The sequence below is a fragment of the Streptoverticillium reticulum genome (assembly GCF_047456005.1).
Taxonomy (GTDB): domain Bacteria; phylum Actinomycetota; class Actinomycetes; order Streptomycetales; family Streptomycetaceae; genus Streptomyces; species Streptomyces reticulum.
In genome coordinates this window covers 8,309,996-8,325,659 of the sequence record NZ_CP179755.1, presented here as the reverse complement: position 1 = coordinate 8,325,659, position 15,664 = coordinate 8,309,996, and the positions used below count along the sequence as shown (strand labels likewise).

Here is a 15,664-nt window from a genome sequence, read left to right as displayed (position 1 = left end):
GCAGGTGACAGTCCATGGAACACCAGGTCAATAAATAATGATGTCATGATACTTTGAATTCATGACATCAAAGTATCAGTCCTCGGGCATAGCCTCAGCGCGGCCCGCTGCCCCCCGCGAGAGCGGATCCCATGACCACGCGGACGGCTTCTTCGGGCGGGCCGGCGAACTCGTCTTCGCGGGGCTCGCTGCCGCCACCTTCTTCGCCGGGCTGCTGCTGAATCTCGTGGCGAAAGAGCCTGACATGGCCTTCGGCTTCTTTGTCGCCACCTACTTCTTCGGCGGCTTCTTCACGGTGCGCGAGGCCATCACCACTATTCGCGACGGCCGGTTCGAGGTGGACTTCCTCATGCTGGTCGCTGCCGCGGGTGCGGCGGCCGTGGGCAAGTGGGAAGAGGGCGCGGTCCTGTTGTTCCTGTTCAGCGTCGGACACGCCCTGGAGTCGTACGCCATGGGACGCGCGCGGCGCTCCATCGAGGCGCTGGCCGAACTCGCCCCCTCGACCGCCCTGCTGCTGCGGGACGGCGAGAGGTGCGAAGTGCCGGTGGAGTCCTTGGTGTTCGGCGACGTGGTGGTGGTCAAACCGCATGCCCGCATCCCGGCCGACGGCTTCGTCCTGACCGGAACCAGCTCGATCGACCAGGCTTCGGTCACCGGCGAGAGCATTCCGGCCGACAAGCGCCCGGTCGCTGACAGGGAAGTGGCGCTGCGCGCCCCTGTGGCCGTCCCCGCCGACAGCCGTGTTTTCGCGGGAACGGTCAACGGTTCCGGAATGCTGGAAATTGTCACCACCGGCGCTGCCAAGGACAGCACGCTGGCCCGCGTGGTCGAGCTGGTGCGCGACGCGGAGTCCCAGCAATCGCCGACGCAGGTGTTCACCGCCCGCTTCCAGCGGGTCTTCGTCCCCTTCGTCCTCGCGCTCGTGACCGTGCTGCTGCTGGCGGGACCGCTCCTGAACGAGCCTTTCTCGGCGACGTTCTACCGGGCCATGGCCGTACTGGTTGCCGCCAGCCCGTGCGCCCTGGCCATCGCGACGCCGGCGGCCGTCCTGAGCGCAGTGGCCCGTGCGGCTCGCAGCGGTGTTCTCGTCAAGGGAGGCGGGCCGCTGGAGCGTCTGGGCAGGCTCACTTCCTTTGCCTTCGACAAGACCGGCACCCTCACCGAGGGCCGTCCCCGCTTGACCGATGTATACCCCTCCCCCACGGTGAGCGAGGGTGAACTGCTGGCCGTGGCCACCGCCGTCGAGCGCCTGAGCGACCACCCGGTGGCATCGGCAGTGGTGCGCGATGCTGCGGACCGGCTGGCGGATGCCGATGTTCCCCAGGCGGAGGCTCTGAAGGCAGTCGTCGGACGGGGAGTTATGGCCCGCGTTGGCGATGACACCGTATGGATCGGCAGCAGTGCTTTCTTCGACGGCCTCCCGGGCGCCCAGCCCCCTCATTCGCTCATCGCCCAGGTCAAGAAGCTGGAGCAGGGCGGCCGTACCGTGATGATCGTGCGACAGGGCGAGCGCTACCTGGGGGCGCTGGGTGTCATGGATACCCCCCGTGCGGATGCCGCGCTCGTCGTCGCGCAGCTCCGCGCGCTGGGGATCCGGCGAGCGGTGATGCTCTCGGGCGACAATCAGGCCGTTGTGACAGCGGTGGCACGGCAGATCAACCTCGACGATGCTCGTGGTGGTCTGCTGCCCGAGGACAAAGTAGCTGCGGTGGCACAACTCGACGCCGGCGCGGGCAAGGTCGCGATGGTGGGCGACGGGGTCAACGATGCCCCTGCCATGGCCAACGCCACCGTCGGTGTGGCCATGGGCGCCGCGGGCTCCGCCGTCGCGCTGGAAACCGCCGACATCGCCCTGATGTCCGATGATCTCGGCCGGCTGCCGATGGCCACGGGGCTGAGTCGCAAAGCCAGCCGAATCATCAAGCAGAACCTGTACTTCAGCCTCGGCATCGTCGCCCTACTCGTCCCGGCCACCCTTCTCGGGCTCGGTATCGGCCCCGCCGTCCTCATCCACGAGAGCTCCACCCTCGTCGTCGTCGCCAACGCGCTGCGGCTCCTCGGCTACCGGCACCAGCGGTGAGCGTCGGCCCGTCGCGCCCGCTCGCAGTCCAGGAGTGATGTGATGGCTGGCCGGCGTCCTGCCACGGCTGATCGGGTATCCAGCGGAGTCGTCCGGGAACACCGGGCGGTCTCCCTGACGGCGGCTCGGCTGCTTGTCGCCGCGGCGGGTCTCTACCTCCTGTGGTCCCTGGAGTTCGGCCTGGGAACGAGGCTGAACTACGACCATTCCTTCGCCAGTGAACTCTTCGCGGCCGACCAGCCCTACCGATGGTTCTTCGGCACTGCGGACGCCCTGGCCGGAGCCGCGGCTGCAGCCGCCGGACTGCTGATGCTCCGGGCCAGGGCGAGCAGCGTAGGCCACGGTGCATGGGAGCTCGTGGGATGGGCCGCGGTGACGGTCTTCGGGGTGGTGACGATTGCCGATGTGGCAGTCTTCCCGCTGGACTGCGCGCCTTCCGCCAACCCCGGCTGCCGGGCCGCCGAACTTGCAGGCATCGTCTCGTTCCGTCACCAGGCCCACGCCTACACAAGCTCAGTTGCAAACGCGTCCCTGCTCACTGCGATGGGGACACTGGCCCGAGCCGCCCGTCACCGCGGGCCGGCCTGGTGGTTCCGGTGGGGCGTATCGCTCTTCGCCGCCGAGCTGCTGAGCATGGCAATGACCTTGGTGCTCCTGCCGTCCGCGGAGTGGTTCGGGGTGCCGCAGCGCATCGGGGTGGTCATCGCGGCAGTGTGGCTGCTTACCGTCGCCTGGGTACAGCGTGGCCCAGGGGCCCGACGCACTACGCCTGAAAAGCATCCCGTGTGCCCCGGTCAGGCGTGTGATGATCTTGGTGTGGGTGCTGTGGTGACGGCCTCGGAGCCGGGCCGGAACCCTGCTACCGGCCCGTGACCGCAGCATTGCCGCCTCCAGCAAGAACTACCGGTACTCCACCAACCGCCAGTACTCGTCGGCGCCGACACCCGCCTGGTCATGGCGGCTGGCCGACCGCTTTCCGGCAGCCGCCACGGCGCACGCGCCTACCGGGAGTCCGGCGTGAACCGGGTGGACCGGGCCGTCAAGAACGCCCCGGTCAGCGCCGACGGCTACCGCGGCACCGGGGCAGGAAGCGGACAACACGGTCCGCAGGCGGGCATGGGCCCGCGTCGAGTACGCCTTCTCCCGGATGAAGACGCACAAGATCCTCCGCGACTGCCGCCTGCGCGGCGACGGGGTTCACCAGGCCGTCCTCGGTGTCGCCCGCATGCACAACATGGCCCCCGCTGGCTGATGCAGCACCCGCCAGAGAAACTCCAATCAACCCCCAACACCCCCTTACGTGGCATTGCTTGGGACATTTTCGGTCGGCCATGGGGGAAAGTTGAGACCGCGCCAGCCATTTAAGGCGAGATTTTGCATACGAAAGGAGACTATCCCCCGGAAGGCCTTCACCGATAGCGTCGCCACGTGAACATCCCGGCCAGCAATGGCCGTTGCCCGACACTGTCCGATGAAGGAATAGATTGCTTCTGTGCCTCCCCGGAGAAACGGGAATTTGGGCGAAGAGGCCGGCAAGGCATCAACGATGCACAATGGTAAAGGTGGCCTACATTCCTTCCACTCTCTTTGCTCCGCTGTATCTGACCGGTGTCACGAGCTACTTCGAGCAGGGTCTGGATGTCGAGCTGCACAGAGCGCATGCAGGGCAGGATGCGATACCGCCAGTGGGGACCGGAAGCAACAGCGCGGTCGTCGCCGGAGTCTCCGCCGGACTGTTCAACGGTCCTGCCCAAGGCCTCAACGTGAAGGACGCCCCCTCCATGCCCGCTTCGGCTGGGGAGCAGTCCTCTCCCACCTCTCTGGAGGTCGCGCAGCAGCTGCTGGACTTCAGGGGCCTCGACGAGTCAACTGGTTTGCGCGGCCGCAAGATCGCGACAGTCGGTGGCGCCAACGCAGCGGACTGCTACCAACTCGCTGCCATCCTGCGCGAGTCGGGCCTGCCCCTCAAGGAGATTATGGTCACCACTGTGCCGATACCCGACGCAGTGAGCGTGCTGCCTGACATCGACGCGACCTTGGCCCCCGCATCGTCCACCACGGCAGTGGAGGAGCACGGCGTGGCCAAGCCGCTGGTCACCCGGCCATGCGGCACCACCATCACCGGTGCCGTCTTCGGTACCGCCTTCGCCGAACAGGCCGTCGCGGAGTCGAACCTGCTGAGGGGCCAGGCGGTGAAGCAGTAGTGGACACGGCCGCATGTGGTTCCACCGCGCGTACTGCAGGAGCGCGCCCCGCTGTCGTCCTGGGCGGGGTCGGATTCTCCTACGGGTCGGCGCGGCCCGTTCTCGACGACGTAAACCTGACCGTGCCGCCCGGCCGTTTCGTGTCCATCGTGGGCCCGTCCGGCTGTGGCAAGTCCTCCCTCCTCCACCTGATCGCCGGCCTGGCAGCTCCGACCACGGGGACGGTCGAACTGCTGGGTCGGCCTGTGAACGCGCAGCGCCACGAGATTGGTTACGTCTTCCAGCAGGACGTCCTGCTGCCCTGGCGCACCCTGGAGCAGAATGTCGCGCTCGGCCCGCAGTTGGCGGGTACCAGGCGGGCGGCGCGGTTGCGGGAGGCCCGGGAGTGGCTGGCCCGGGTGGGCCTGGCAGGGTTCGAGGACTCCTATCCGCATCAGGTCTCCGGTGGGATGCGCCGGCGTGCCGCCATCGCGCAGACGTGGATCACCGGCCCGGACGTCCTGCTGATGGACGAGCCATTCAGCGCAGTGGACGTCCAGATGCGCACGCTACTCGGCAACGCACTGTTGGGCCTGTGGGGCGAGTCGGGGCAGACGGTCGTCTTCGTGACGCACGACTTGGAGGAGGCCGTGTCCCTGTCCGACGAGGTGATCGTGCTGTCGTCGGGGCCTGCGAGTACGGTCGTGGGCCGCTTCCCGGTGCTGTTGGAACGGCCGCGGGACCTGCTGGACATCCGCACCCGTCCGGCCTTCCGTGAGGTGTGCGACCGGGTCTGGCAGACCCTGCGCGACGAGGTGGCGGCGACGTACGGGGAGGCCCGGCGATGAACCTCTCCCTTCTGCACGGGCGCCGCATCACACGCCTTGCGGTACACGTAGCACTGGCGGTGCTGTTGGTCGGGGGATGGGAACTGGCGGCTGCCCAGGGCTGGATCGACCCGTTCTACGTCAGCCGGCCCGGCGCGATCGGCGGCCGGGTGCGCGAGTGGTTCGCCTCCGGCACGATCTGGCCGCATCTGCGGGTCACGGCGACCGAGGCACTGCTCGCGCTGGTGCTGGGGCTGGTCCTCGGGCTGGCGGCCGGCTTCCTGTGCGGCCGGTCCCGTACGGCCTCCGCGCTGTGCGGTCCGTACCTGAAGGTGCTCAACTCGCTGCCGCGCGTGGTCCTCGCGCCGCTGTTCCTGATCTGGTTCGGCCTGGGGATCTGGTCGAAGGTCGCCTTCGGCGTGACGCTGGTGTTCTTCGTGGTCTTCTTCAACGTCTACCAGGGCGTACGGGACGTCGACCCGGCGCTGGTGGAGCACGTGCGGATGCTGGGCGCGGGCCAGGCCGCGCTGCTGCGGCATGTGTATCTGCCGTCGGCGCTGACCTGGGTGTTCTCCAGCCTGCACGCCGGGGTGGGGTTCGCGCTGGTGGGCGCGGTGGTCGGCGAGTACCTGGGGGCGGCCGAGGGCGTCGGCTATCTCATCTCGCAGGCGGAGGGCGTCCTCGACACCACCGGCGTGTTCGCGGGAATGGCCGTCCTCAGCGCACTGGTGATGGTGATCGACGTGGCGACACGGTGCGCGGAGCGGCGGCTGCTGAGGTGGAAGCCGTGACCCTTCGCTCACAACTGAGCTGCTTTCCCTGATCCTTCGAGAAAGGCCAACGAAGCCATGCGAACTCTCAGGCTCCCCCGTCGGCAGCTGCGGCGTATGGTGGCAGCCGGGCTGGCCCTGGCGGCGGCGCTCGCCCTCGCCGCCTGTCAGTCGTCCTCCGCCGACCAGACCGACGGCCGTACCAAAGTCGTGCTCGGCATCGGCGGGCGGTCGCTGCTGCCGTACCTGCCGACGACGCTGGCCGAACGGCTCGGCCATTACAAGGACGAGGGCCTCGACGTCCATTTGCAGGACTTCAAGGGAGGGTCGAAAGCGCTGCAGGCTCTCCAGGGCGGCAGCATCGACGCCGTCTCCGGCTACTACGACCACACCGTACAGATGCAGGCCAAGGGCAAGGACGTACGCGCTTTCGTCAACATGCTGCGCACCCCCTCGCTGGTCCTCGCGGTCTCGCCAAAATCCGACCGGACGATCGGGTCGGTCAAGGACCTCAAGGGCGCCAAGGTCGGCATCACTGCTCCCGGGTCGTCGACCGACTTCTTCCTGAAGTATCTACTGGTCAAGAATGGGCTCCGGGTGGACGACGCCTCGGTGCAGGCGGTCGGCGGCGAGGCTGGCGCAGTGGCCGCGATGGAGTCGGGCCGCATCGACGCAGCCGTGATGGTAGATCCTGCAGTTTCATTGCTGCAGCAAAAGCTCGGCGGCGGGGAGTTGCGGCTTCTCGCTGATACCCGCAGCCCAAAGGGCACTGAACAGATCTTCGGTGTCAAGAGCTACCCGGCAGCGGTCTTCTACGCCGATGGCTCCTGGCTGCAGCGCAACCCGGACACCGCGCGGAAGCTAACCCGAGCGATGACCCGTACACTCCGCTGGATTCAGGAGCACTCCGCCGCGGAGATCGCGCAGAAGATGCCCGAGGCGTACGCGGCCGGCTCCGTGAATGTCTACCGCGAGGCCATCGACCGCGCCAAACCCGGATACTCCCCGGATGGGCTGATCAACAAGGCCGGGGCGCAAGCAGCAGCCGAGCTTCAGAAGTCGTTCTCGCCCGAGGTGTCCAGCAAGGACATCGACATCTCCCGCACCTACACCAACGAGTTCGTCGCTACCCGATGAGCGGGAAGCCGTGCTGATCAGCATTCTCCGGAATGTCGCGCGGCCCATCGACTGGGCGGCGCAGCGGTGGAGGCTGTCGTGCTACCGAAGTTCGTGATCGTCGAGCCGCGGGACGTGGGGGTCGGGCAGGGAAGAGCCGCGCGGTTGGGGCCAGTGCTGGGGAAGGCACCACTGAACCTCTTCGTCTTGACCTGACGGGGTGAAATATGGATGTCAGGCGGGGTGGTGCGATAGCGCCCCTTGCCGTTGGCGTGGTGATTCCACCCATCACACCAGCGTCCAAGGGGGCCCTGTTGGTTCCGTGTTCATCCACAGTTGATGTGTCCTGCATGCTCGTTGAGCATGTTTCATGCCTGATCCATGCCCGTCGGTGCGATCTGAAGTCGCCCTGGCGGAGGCGGGATTGCTTCAAGCAGGCCTCTTGGCGCTGGCCCATCTTCGGAGGAACGAGACGTTCGGCGTCCTCGCCGCCTGGGCCCCGGGTCTGTACGAGGCGTTGGTGGGCCTGGACGAGGACGGCTTCGTCATCGTTGACGTGGCGCTGATCCCGACCGGCCGCATCGGGGCGGACGAGCCGTACTGCCCCCGCAGAACCACAAGAAGCATGGCATGAGCCTGCAGGTCGTCGCCTGCCCGGACGGGACCCCGCTGTGATTCTCCCGCGCACTGCCGGGACGGGCCTACGGCCTGACCGCAGCCCGCGCGCACGGCATCGTCCAGGCCTGCCTCACCCTGCAGATCCTCGTCCTGGCCGACCACGCCTACCAGGACGCCAGCGCCACCGTCCGCCCCCGCTGCTTGGCGCTCGGGCCCATCCCTCACCCATGCACTGCGCACAGCCCGGCCGGAGTACGTGCCCGTGGACGGCACGATCACCGAGTGAGATCGGGCTGGCGACCGGGAAAGCGACCACTCGGGCAAGGCCAGGCGACACGGGGTGAACATCCAGGCCGTCACCGGACCCGCTGGCGAACTCATCTGGTACTCGCCCGCGCTGCCCGGCCGCGCCGTGGGCATCACCGCCGCCCTCACTCATCGCATCGTCACCATGTGTGAACGGCTGAGGATCCCTGCCCTGGCCGACAAGGCGCATGAAGGGACCGGCGGCATCTTCTGCGCGCCTTTCAAACGGCGCTGCGGGCGTGACCTTACGCTCAGACAGAAAGCCGTCAACCTTGGCGCATGCCCGGCTGCGGATGCCGGTCGAGCGGGCCTTCGACCGCCTCAAGCGCTGGCACATCTTCCGGCGGGCCCGCTGCAGCCCCAACAGGCTTGCGTCCCTCACCGCAGCCGTCCTCACCCTGGAGCAGCAACGCTGAGGGTCCTTACTAAGGATCTTCAGCGTGGCCTCTGATCGGGTGACGGTTGCCGGCCCGTAACGGGCAGGGCTCCCTGGCTGTTGGGCGAGATGTCTGACGTCTCAACCACCTGGCCAGGGAGCCCTGTTGGTTACCTATCCTTGCGCACTGGACCTGCCGCATGCCCTCGTGGAGTGGGTCACGATGCTGATCGTCACCCGTGAAGGTGACCGCCGCTGCAAGCTCCCGCCTTCGCAACGCGCGCTCGTGGCCTTGGTGTACCTGCGCGAGCACATCACTCTCGCCAAGCTCGCCGCGGGCTTCCGGATCAGCGAGGGCACCGCCCACGCCTACGTACACAGCGTGACCGCACTCCTCGCCGCACGGGCCCCGTCCCTCACCCGCGCACTGCGCAAGGCCCGGCCCGAGTATGTGCTCGTGGACGGCACGATCGCCGAGTGCGACCGCGTCGGCGACCGGGAAGCGGACTACTCGGGCAAGGCCAGGCGGCACGGGGTGAACATCCAGGCCGTCACAGGACCCGCCGGCGAACTGCTCTGGTTCTCGCCCGCGTTGTCCGGCCGGACCGTGGACATCACCGCCGCCCGCACCCACAAGATTGTCACCATCTGTGAACGCTTGAAGATCCCGGTGCTGGCCGACAAAGCCTACGAAGGAGCCGGAGGAACCTTCTGCACACCCTTCAAACGGCACTGCGGACGCGACCTGACCGTCAAACAGGAAGCCGTCAACCGGGCACACGCCCGGCTGCGGATGCCCGTCGAGCGGGCCTTCGCCCGCCTCAAGTGCTGGCGCCTCTTCCGCAAGGCCCGGTGCAGCCCGAACCGGCTCACGTCAATGGTCCAGGCCGTCCTCACCCTGGAGCAGCAACGCTGAAGATCCTTACTCATGCAGTTCGACTTGGACGGCCGGTGGTTGATGAGGACGGTCAGCGCAACGAATCGGGGTATGCGCCGCCCGGGACGGCGACGCCGCTTGCACAACGGGCCTCCGGTACGGAGTTTCCTGGCCGATGTCCTGCTCAGACCGCCCTTGTTGGGACGCCCGGCCCGCTCGCGGCGGTGGTGATGGGCCGGGTCGGCGTCGTAGGTGCCGTTGTCGTGCGGACGGCTGTTGCGCCGTTGCTCCCGGCTGGCGTTCCCGGCCGACCGTCGAGGGTGCTTGGCCGAGCCAACAGACTGTCTTCCGGATCGTCAGGCAGCGTTCGCGCGGCGACGCGATCCGCTGTCGTTCCAGTGACGACATGTACCAGCCCGACCGGGACGTCTCCGGAAGATAGTCCGGCTGCAGACATCCGTTCCCCGCCCACCACCAGTACCCTGTCGCTCGTCCGATTCTGGGCTGTTTGCGCGCGTCCACGGTGCATACCGCAGCTGCCAGTAGACGCCAGTACTCGGCCTCGAGCTCCAGCCTGCTTACGCCCTCGCCACCAACACACCTTGATGGTCAAGGAGTGTTGCGACAAGCGTTAGGGCCCAAGCGTCGACGGTGGGTTGCGGTTCACGCGTCGTCGGCACCCGTCCCTGGCCTGGTCCGGGCACAACCGGGCGCGCACTGGCTGCTTCGGCGCCCCGGATATCGCTGCTGTCTTCCGGCAATCTGCCGCCCGTCGCGGCTCCGTCACAGCCACCGCCCGTAGCCGCATCATCTTCTGCGTGGCAGGCAGCAGCCACAGTGCATCCCCGATGCGGTCAACTTCCCTCAACAACCAGGAATCCAAAGTGATTCGGCTCCGCCGTTAACACGCTTCCTGAATTCAGATGGAAGAACCTCGCACGATGGGCACGATGTCTACCTTTCGTCCTCATACGATAGGCACCATCGTTGTCTCTTCGTCCTCATGTGATATGCGTCCCGGATCCCGTGGCGGCCGTACGCTCTTGGCATGCCAGTCAGGCCGTTCAGCGCATCCATGTCCTATGGCCTCTGGAGGAGCCCGACGACTTCCGCGTCGGGCATTGTCACAAGTCATTGCTCTTGGAGAACACTTCAGTGAATCCTCGCCTTAGCAAGCATTTGGTCACCGCGTGCACGACGGCCGTCGTCGCCCTGGGGGGAATGGCATCGGCAGCCCCAGCCTTCGCCACGTCGGCTCCCGTCCCCAATACACACTCCTCGGTACAGCAGCCCGGACAGCAGTCTGCGCACAAGAGCACGCCAGGCAAGAATCCGAAGAAGACCGCCGACTCTACGAAGGTGAGTAGCGGGAAGTGGGACGGCTATTCCGGCAGCGGCGGCGATATGGACAATTTGCCCTCCCTGCAGGACAAGGAGATACGCACCAGTGACGCGCACCTTCAGGCGTACATCGATGCTGCCGACACGAAGAGCCAAGACTGGGGTGCGGACGCACAGCTCCACTTGCATGTGAAGAACACTGGCAGCACGTCCATCCAGGGTGGCTGGAGCGTGGCGGTCCAGTTCCCCAAGGGGTTCAAGATCAACCACCAAGGCGCCGCCCCCTGGGGTGCGTTCTCCGGCGCTCAGGTTGAGATAATCAACGGGGGGCAGGGGATGAAGATCACCTCTGCGTCCGGCAAGACCGAAAACGCAGGCGTGGACGAGGACGGGGTAATCCCGATCAACTACTCGTACACACCGTCCACAGACCTTGACCCGGCGGACAAGTCGGTTCAGGGATTCCAGGCGTGGTCACCGTATCTGGACACGGGTGTGGGCTGGGACGGCACCATTGAGGGGGATGCCACCTCGGGCGGTACCACGTGGTCCCAGTACATGCAGGATCACAAGACCAAGAACGTCACACTGGCGTTTCTGAACTCCTGTCAGAAGAGTCAGTGGGGATCGAACTGCGACGGCCTGGACCCGAAGGATCTTTACTGGGCCAGTTCCTCCAAGCTGCCCGCAACCGGGGTGTCGGCGTTCAACGACCAGATCAACCAGATCCGCGCCAACGGTGGTGACGTCACCTACTCCTTCGGTGGCTGGGACGCCAAGATGATCGACAAGTTCTACGCGAACGCCGACGATCTGGCCCGGGCTTACGAGAATTTCATCACGCAGTACCAGGCCACCAAGCTGGACTTCGACATCGAAGACGGCGACAAGGACGGTACCAAGAACCTCTCCGACACAAAGACCAACAAGCTCCGCGACGACGCACTGGCCAAGGTGGAGCAGTGGGCCAAGAAGAACGGCCGCCAGCTCCACATCTCGTTCACCGTCCCGGCCCTGACCAAAGGCTTCAAGGACGCGGGCACGGCGCTGATCCAGCAGGTCAAGAAGGAGGGCTTGGACCTGGAGCGGATCAACGTCATGACCATGGACTACGGCGCCGACGACTTCAAGCCGACCGATCACAGCATGGCCTGGGGTGCCGAGCAGGCAGTGACCCATGTGGTGGACCAGCTCCGGAAGATCTACCCGGAGAATTCCCAGGCCGATCTCTACAAGATGATCGAGATGACTCCGATGATCGGCAATAACGATGTCAAGGACGAGACGTTCCAGCTGAAGGATGCCGACGAGCTGGACCAGTGGGCCAAGAGCCATGGCATCAGCTCGCTGCACATGTGGGAAGCCGCCCGCGACCGGACCGGGGACGTGAAGGGCTGGCCGGTCGACTCGCACGGCTCCGGCATTCCGCAGAAGCCATGGGAGTTCACCGACAAGTTCGCGAAGTTCGACGGACCTGGGCCTGTGCCGTCTCCGGTGAAGGCGTCGGATTTGTCGGAGGATGTGCTGGGGGATTTCACGGGGGATGGTGAGGCGGATCTGGTCGGTAAGGACAAGGCGACCGGTGGGCTGTATCTGTGGCAGGGCGAGGGGGACGGTTCCTCCTTCAAGGCGGGCCGTGAGCTGTACAAGAGCTGGGACTACACGCAGACCACGGCCGGGGACTTCGACGGTGACGGCAAGACCGACCTGGTCGCCGTCAAGGACGGCGTCCTGTACCTGTGGAAGGGCGACGGCAAGGGCGGGTTCGCCAAGCCCGTGAAGCTGACCGGCGGCTGGGGCCGCTTCACCCAGACCACGGCCGGGGACTTCGACGGCGACGGCAAGGCCGACCTGGTCGCCCTGGACACCAGGACCCACCAGCTCAAGCTGTGGAAGGGCCAGTCCGGGACGAAGAACCCCTTCGCCAAGCCGATCGTCCTCACCCCCTGGAAGGGCTTCACGCAGACCACGGCCGGGGACTTCGACGGTGATGGCAAGGCCGACCTCATCGCCAAGGACCCCCACGGCAAGCTGCTGGCGTGGAAGTCCAGCGGCGACTTCAAGCACAATCCCTTCGCCAGGCCCGTCACCCTCACCCCGTGGAACGGCTTCGACCGGATGACCGCCGGCGACCTGAACGGCGACCACAAGGCCGACCTCCTCGCCGTCGACACCCGCCACAACACCGTCAAGACCTGGACGTCCACCGGCCACCTCACCTCCAAGCTCTTCGGCTCTTCCCACAAGGTCCAGCTCACCATCCAACCCTGACCCACCAAAACCACAACAACCCCGGGCATCGCCACCAGGCACGATGCCCGGACCCACCTCCGGCCAAGCCCTCAGCGGCTGTACGGTCAACGGGCCTGGCTCGCACGGGCCTTGACCCCGGATCTTGGACACTTGAGACATATAGATCTTGAGGGTCTGAGAAACGGACATGTCGTGGTCATGAAGCACTATCCGGCCGGGTTCAAGAGGGACGCGGTCGAGCTGTACCGGTCGAGGCCCGGGGTGACGATCAAGCAGGTCGCCACCGATCTGGGCGTCAACACGGAGACGCTGCGGAACTGGATACGGGCGGCGGACGGCCGGCGGACCGGCTCGCACGCAGCCTCCGGGACGGCCGGGGAGCCGTCCTTGCCGCTGGAGGCCGAGCTGGCCGCCGCCCGCAAGAAGATCCGGGAGCTGGAGGAGGAACGGGACATCCTGCGGGGGGCCGCGAAGTATTTCGCCGGGGAGACGCGCTGGTGAGGAGCCGTCAACTAACTACTGCCTGATTTCGGCCAGTTACGGTCTGCTGCGTGGTAGAGGGGACCCGTGGGAATCACGGAGGCCGCTCTGGCAGCGTTGGATGTGAAGTTCGCGGCGATACTGCCGCATCTGGACGAGCGGCAGCGTCGCCTGTATCTGGCCTCCGAGGCCGATGCGCTCGGGCACGGCGGGATCGCGGCGGTAGCCCGGTTGGCGGAGGTATCGGAGTCGACCATCGCACGGGGACGCGACGAGCTTGTGGGTGGTGCGCCGGCGCTGGGCCGGGTGCGCCGACCTGGCGGCGGACGCAGACCGGCCGCCGAGCGTGACCCCGGTCTGATGCCGGCGCTCGAGGCCCTGATCGAGCCGCGGGAGGCCGGCGATCCGGTCTCCCCACTGCGCTGGACCACTGCCTCGCTGCGGGACCTGGCCCGGGAACTGACCATGGCAGGCCATCCGATCAGTGCCCCGGCCGTGGGCAAGCTCCTGCACTCGATGGGCTTCAGCCTCCAGGGCATGGCCAAGACCCGTGCCGGGAGTCAAGTTCCAGACCGTGACGCCCAGTTCCAGCACATCAACGCCACCGTCCAGCGGTTCCTGGACCAGGGCCTGCCGGTGGTGAGCGTGGACACGAAACAGAAGGAGCCGATCGGTGACTTCGCCCGGGCGGGCCGCACCTACCGCCCCAAGGGGATGCCGATCACGGCCCCGGACCACGACTTCGTGGACCCCGACACCCCGTTCGCAATCCCGTACGGCATCTACGACCTGGGACAGGACACCGGCTGGGTGAACGTGGGCACCGACCGCAACACTGCGGCCTTCGCAGTGGAGTCCATCCGCCGCTGGTGGAGCCAGCAGGGCCGACAGGACTACCCCGGCGCCACCCGGCTACTGATCACCGCCGACTCCGGAGGAGCGAACTCCGCCGACTCTCACCTGTTCAAGAAGGACCTGGCCGTCCTCGCCGACGAATGCGGACTGATCATCACCGTCCTGCACTTCCCGCCCGGAACTCAATGCCGTTGTTTGAGCTACTGAAGCATCGCCGGGCTGAGGGTGATCACCTTCGCGGGGACTTGCTGGGTGGGTCCGTGTTGCTGCTTCTTCACCGAAGGCGAGTACTTCGAGTCCGGGCGTTTGAGGACTCGTGGCGCACTGCGGCTGCGGCGAGGACCGGTGTCGAGTTTGCGGCGGACCTTGGCCTCCAGTATCGCCAGGAATGCCCCGACTGCAGAGACGGCGTCCTTGGTCTGCCGGATCACGCTGCGCCGTACGTGCTTGAGGACCTTGACGAAGGAGATCCGATGTGGGTCGGTCTCCTCACCGTAGGCGACCTGCATGATGATCCCGTTCAGGCAGTGGTGCACCACCAGATGCGCCCAGACCTCCTGGTGCACCAGCGCCGGAGTGGCCGAGCGCAACACCTGCGCAGGGCCGCGCTGGAACGTCTTGACCTGCCGGTAGGCCGATTCCGCCTCCCACCGATCATGGTAGAGCGCGGCCAACTCCGCCGCCGGGTAGGCCTCGACGTCCAGCAGATCGGTCAGCAACCTGATCAGCTCGCCGCCGTCGATGCGGTACTCGACGACTCTGACCGTCACCCCGCCCGGATGCGAGGCCCGCTGCCCGGCCAGGCTCATCCGCCCCAGATAGCTCCCGTCCGCCAGCACCTCAAGCGGCCGGGAGGCGACTGTCGACCGAGCCCTCAGCAGCAGATGCGCTCCGGCGTGGGTGTACGCCTTCCACAGTTCCACCCCGGGGAAGTTGCGGTCCATGATGACCAGCATCCCGGCCGCGGAGGAGGCCATCTGCACCGCCAACTCCCGCTCGCCACCGTTGAAGCCTCCTATCCGGGCGTCGATCGAGGCGTGCGTGCCGGTCTCGGTCAGCGTCACCACCCGCACCTGCGGAAACCCGGCCGGCGCCCCGCGCGCGTCGCTCCACCCACCAAAGAACTCCCGGTTGGCCTTGTTGTCCGGCAGGTCCAGTACGAAGCCGTCGACGGCGGCCAAGCGCATCCCGTGCCAGAATGCCCTGCCCACCTTGGCGGGGGCCACCGGTCCGCGCACCCGGCGGAAGACCGCCTCCAACACCTCCGGCCCCAGGCGCTGCCGGGCACGGGTGAACGAGGCCCGGTTCGGGATCGTCTCGTCCATCCCCTCCAGTGCCCCGACCAGGTTCTCCGCGACATCGTCGTAAGAGTCTTGCGCGAACAGCGCCAGCGCGAGCGTGAAGTAGACCATGAACCGCGGCGACAGCGCCCCCGGCTTCACCCCACCCCGACCACACTCGGCCAACACGTCATCCACCAGCTCCGGCGTCACCCAAGCAGTGAGCGCACCCAGCCGCACGTCATCGGATCGCCCTATCCACGGATGCATGACCTGCCAACGCCCGGCGGGCCCAGCACGTC

At 66.7% G+C, this 15,664-nt stretch carries 11 protein-coding genes and 3 pseudogenes; 13 read left to right on the top strand and 1 reads right to left on the bottom strand.

The annotated features are described in order from the left end of the window. The first annotated feature begins 61 nt into the window (after positions 1-61). From ACMATS_RS37505 to ACMATS_RS37445, 13 genes and pseudogenes are all read left to right on the top strand, one after another. Complete coding sequence (locus tag ACMATS_RS37505) at positions 62-2,080, top strand: heavy metal translocating P-type ATPase (protein ID WP_414170583.1); 2,019 nt, start codon at positions 62-64, stop codon at positions 2,078-2,080. 42 nt (positions 2,081-2,122) lie between these two features. Continuing rightward, positions 2,123-2,953 carry a DUF998 domain-containing protein gene (locus ACMATS_RS37500; protein WP_414170582.1) on the top strand — a complete coding sequence of 277 codons (831 nt, stop codon included), beginning with the start codon at positions 2,123-2,125 and terminating at the stop codon, positions 2,951-2,953. Then, positions 2,931-3,332, top strand: a pseudogene (locus tag ACMATS_RS37495) (IS5/IS1182 family transposase); the annotation flags it as partial. The gene ACMATS_RS37500 and the pseudogene ACMATS_RS37495, both read left to right, overlap by 23 nt. 310 nt (positions 3,333-3,642) lie before the next feature. After that, positions 3,643-4,284, top strand: coding sequence for a hypothetical protein (locus ACMATS_RS37490; protein WP_414170581.1), 642 nt, complete (start codon positions 3,643-3,645; stop codon positions 4,282-4,284). Further along, positions 4,284-5,111, top strand: coding sequence for an ABC transporter ATP-binding protein (locus ACMATS_RS37485; protein ID WP_414170580.1), 828 nt, complete (start codon positions 4,284-4,286; stop codon positions 5,109-5,111). The genes ACMATS_RS37490 and ACMATS_RS37485 overlap by 1 nt, the downstream gene beginning before the upstream one ends. Further along, entirely contained in the window at positions 5,108-5,881 is a 774-nt protein-coding gene (locus ACMATS_RS37480) for an ABC transporter permease (RefSeq protein WP_414170579.1), read from the top strand. Before ACMATS_RS37485 ends, ACMATS_RS37480 begins: the two co-directional genes overlap by 4 nt. 96 nt (positions 5,882-5,977) lie before the next feature. Beyond that, positions 5,978-6,997, top strand: coding sequence for an ABC transporter substrate-binding protein (locus ACMATS_RS37475; RefSeq protein WP_414170578.1), 1,020 nt, complete (start codon positions 5,978-5,980; stop codon positions 6,995-6,997). 251 nt (positions 6,998-7,248) lie between these two features. Next, positions 7,249-8,053: pseudogene (locus ACMATS_RS37470) on the top strand (IS5/IS1182 family transposase). A gap of 119 nt (positions 8,054-8,172) precedes the next feature. Further along, the gene (locus ACMATS_RS37465) at positions 8,173-8,316 is read left to right on the top strand and encodes a hypothetical protein (protein ID WP_414170577.1); all 144 of its coding nucleotides are present in this window, start codon (positions 8,173-8,175) and stop codon (positions 8,314-8,316) included. Between the two features lie 126 nt (positions 8,317-8,442). Further along, positions 8,443-9,192, top strand: a complete 750-nt coding sequence (locus ACMATS_RS37460) for a transposase family protein (protein ID WP_414170576.1) — start codon at positions 8,443-8,445, stop codon at positions 9,190-9,192. A 1,182-nt stretch (positions 9,193-10,374) separates the two neighbouring features. Beyond that, on the top strand, positions 10,375-12,765 hold the full coding sequence (locus ACMATS_RS37455; protein ID WP_414170575.1) for an FG-GAP-like repeat-containing protein: 2,391 nt from the start codon (positions 10,375-10,377) through the stop codon (positions 12,763-12,765). 180 nt (positions 12,766-12,945) lie between these two features. Next, a complete protein-coding gene (locus ACMATS_RS37450) occupies positions 12,946-13,248 on the top strand; it encodes a transposase (RefSeq protein WP_414170574.1) in 303 nt (100 codons plus the stop codon). Positions 13,249-13,314: 66 nt separating this feature from the next. Then, positions 13,315-14,265, top strand: a pseudogene (locus ACMATS_RS37445) (ISAzo13 family transposase); the annotation flags it as partial. 17 nt (positions 14,266-14,282) lie between these two features. Here ACMATS_RS37445 and ACMATS_RS37440 read toward each other — a convergent pair. Beyond that, positions 14,283-15,632, bottom strand: coding sequence for an IS4 family transposase (locus ACMATS_RS37440; RefSeq protein WP_414170573.1), 1,350 nt, complete (start codon positions 15,630-15,632; stop codon positions 14,283-14,285). Positions 15,633-15,664: the final 32 nt, after the last annotated feature.

Bases quoted from the DNA above. Each gene is read 5' to 3' on its own strand.
- ACMATS_RS37500 (WP_414170582.1), top strand. From the start codon at position 2,123: ATGGCTGGCCGGCGTCCTGCCACGGCTGATCGGGTATCCAGCGGAGTC.
- ACMATS_RS37475 (WP_414170578.1), top strand. From the start codon at position 5,978: ATGGTGGCAGCCGGGCTGGCCCTGGCGGCGGCGCTCGCCCTCGCCGCC.
- ACMATS_RS37440 (WP_414170573.1), bottom strand. From the start codon at position 15,632: ATGCATCCGTGGATAGGGCGATCCGATGACGTGCGGCTGGGTGCGCTC.
- ACMATS_RS37505 (WP_414170583.1), top strand. From the start codon at position 62: ATGACATCAAAGTATCAGTCCTCGGGCATAGCCTCAGCGCGGCCCGCT.
- ACMATS_RS37480 (WP_414170579.1), top strand. From the start codon at position 5,108: ATGAACCTCTCCCTTCTGCACGGGCGCCGCATCACACGCCTTGCGGTA.
- ACMATS_RS37455 (WP_414170575.1), top strand. From the start codon at position 10,375: ATGGCATCGGCAGCCCCAGCCTTCGCCACGTCGGCTCCCGTCCCCAAT.
- ACMATS_RS37450 (WP_414170574.1), top strand. From the start codon at position 12,946: ATGAAGCACTATCCGGCCGGGTTCAAGAGGGACGCGGTCGAGCTGTAC.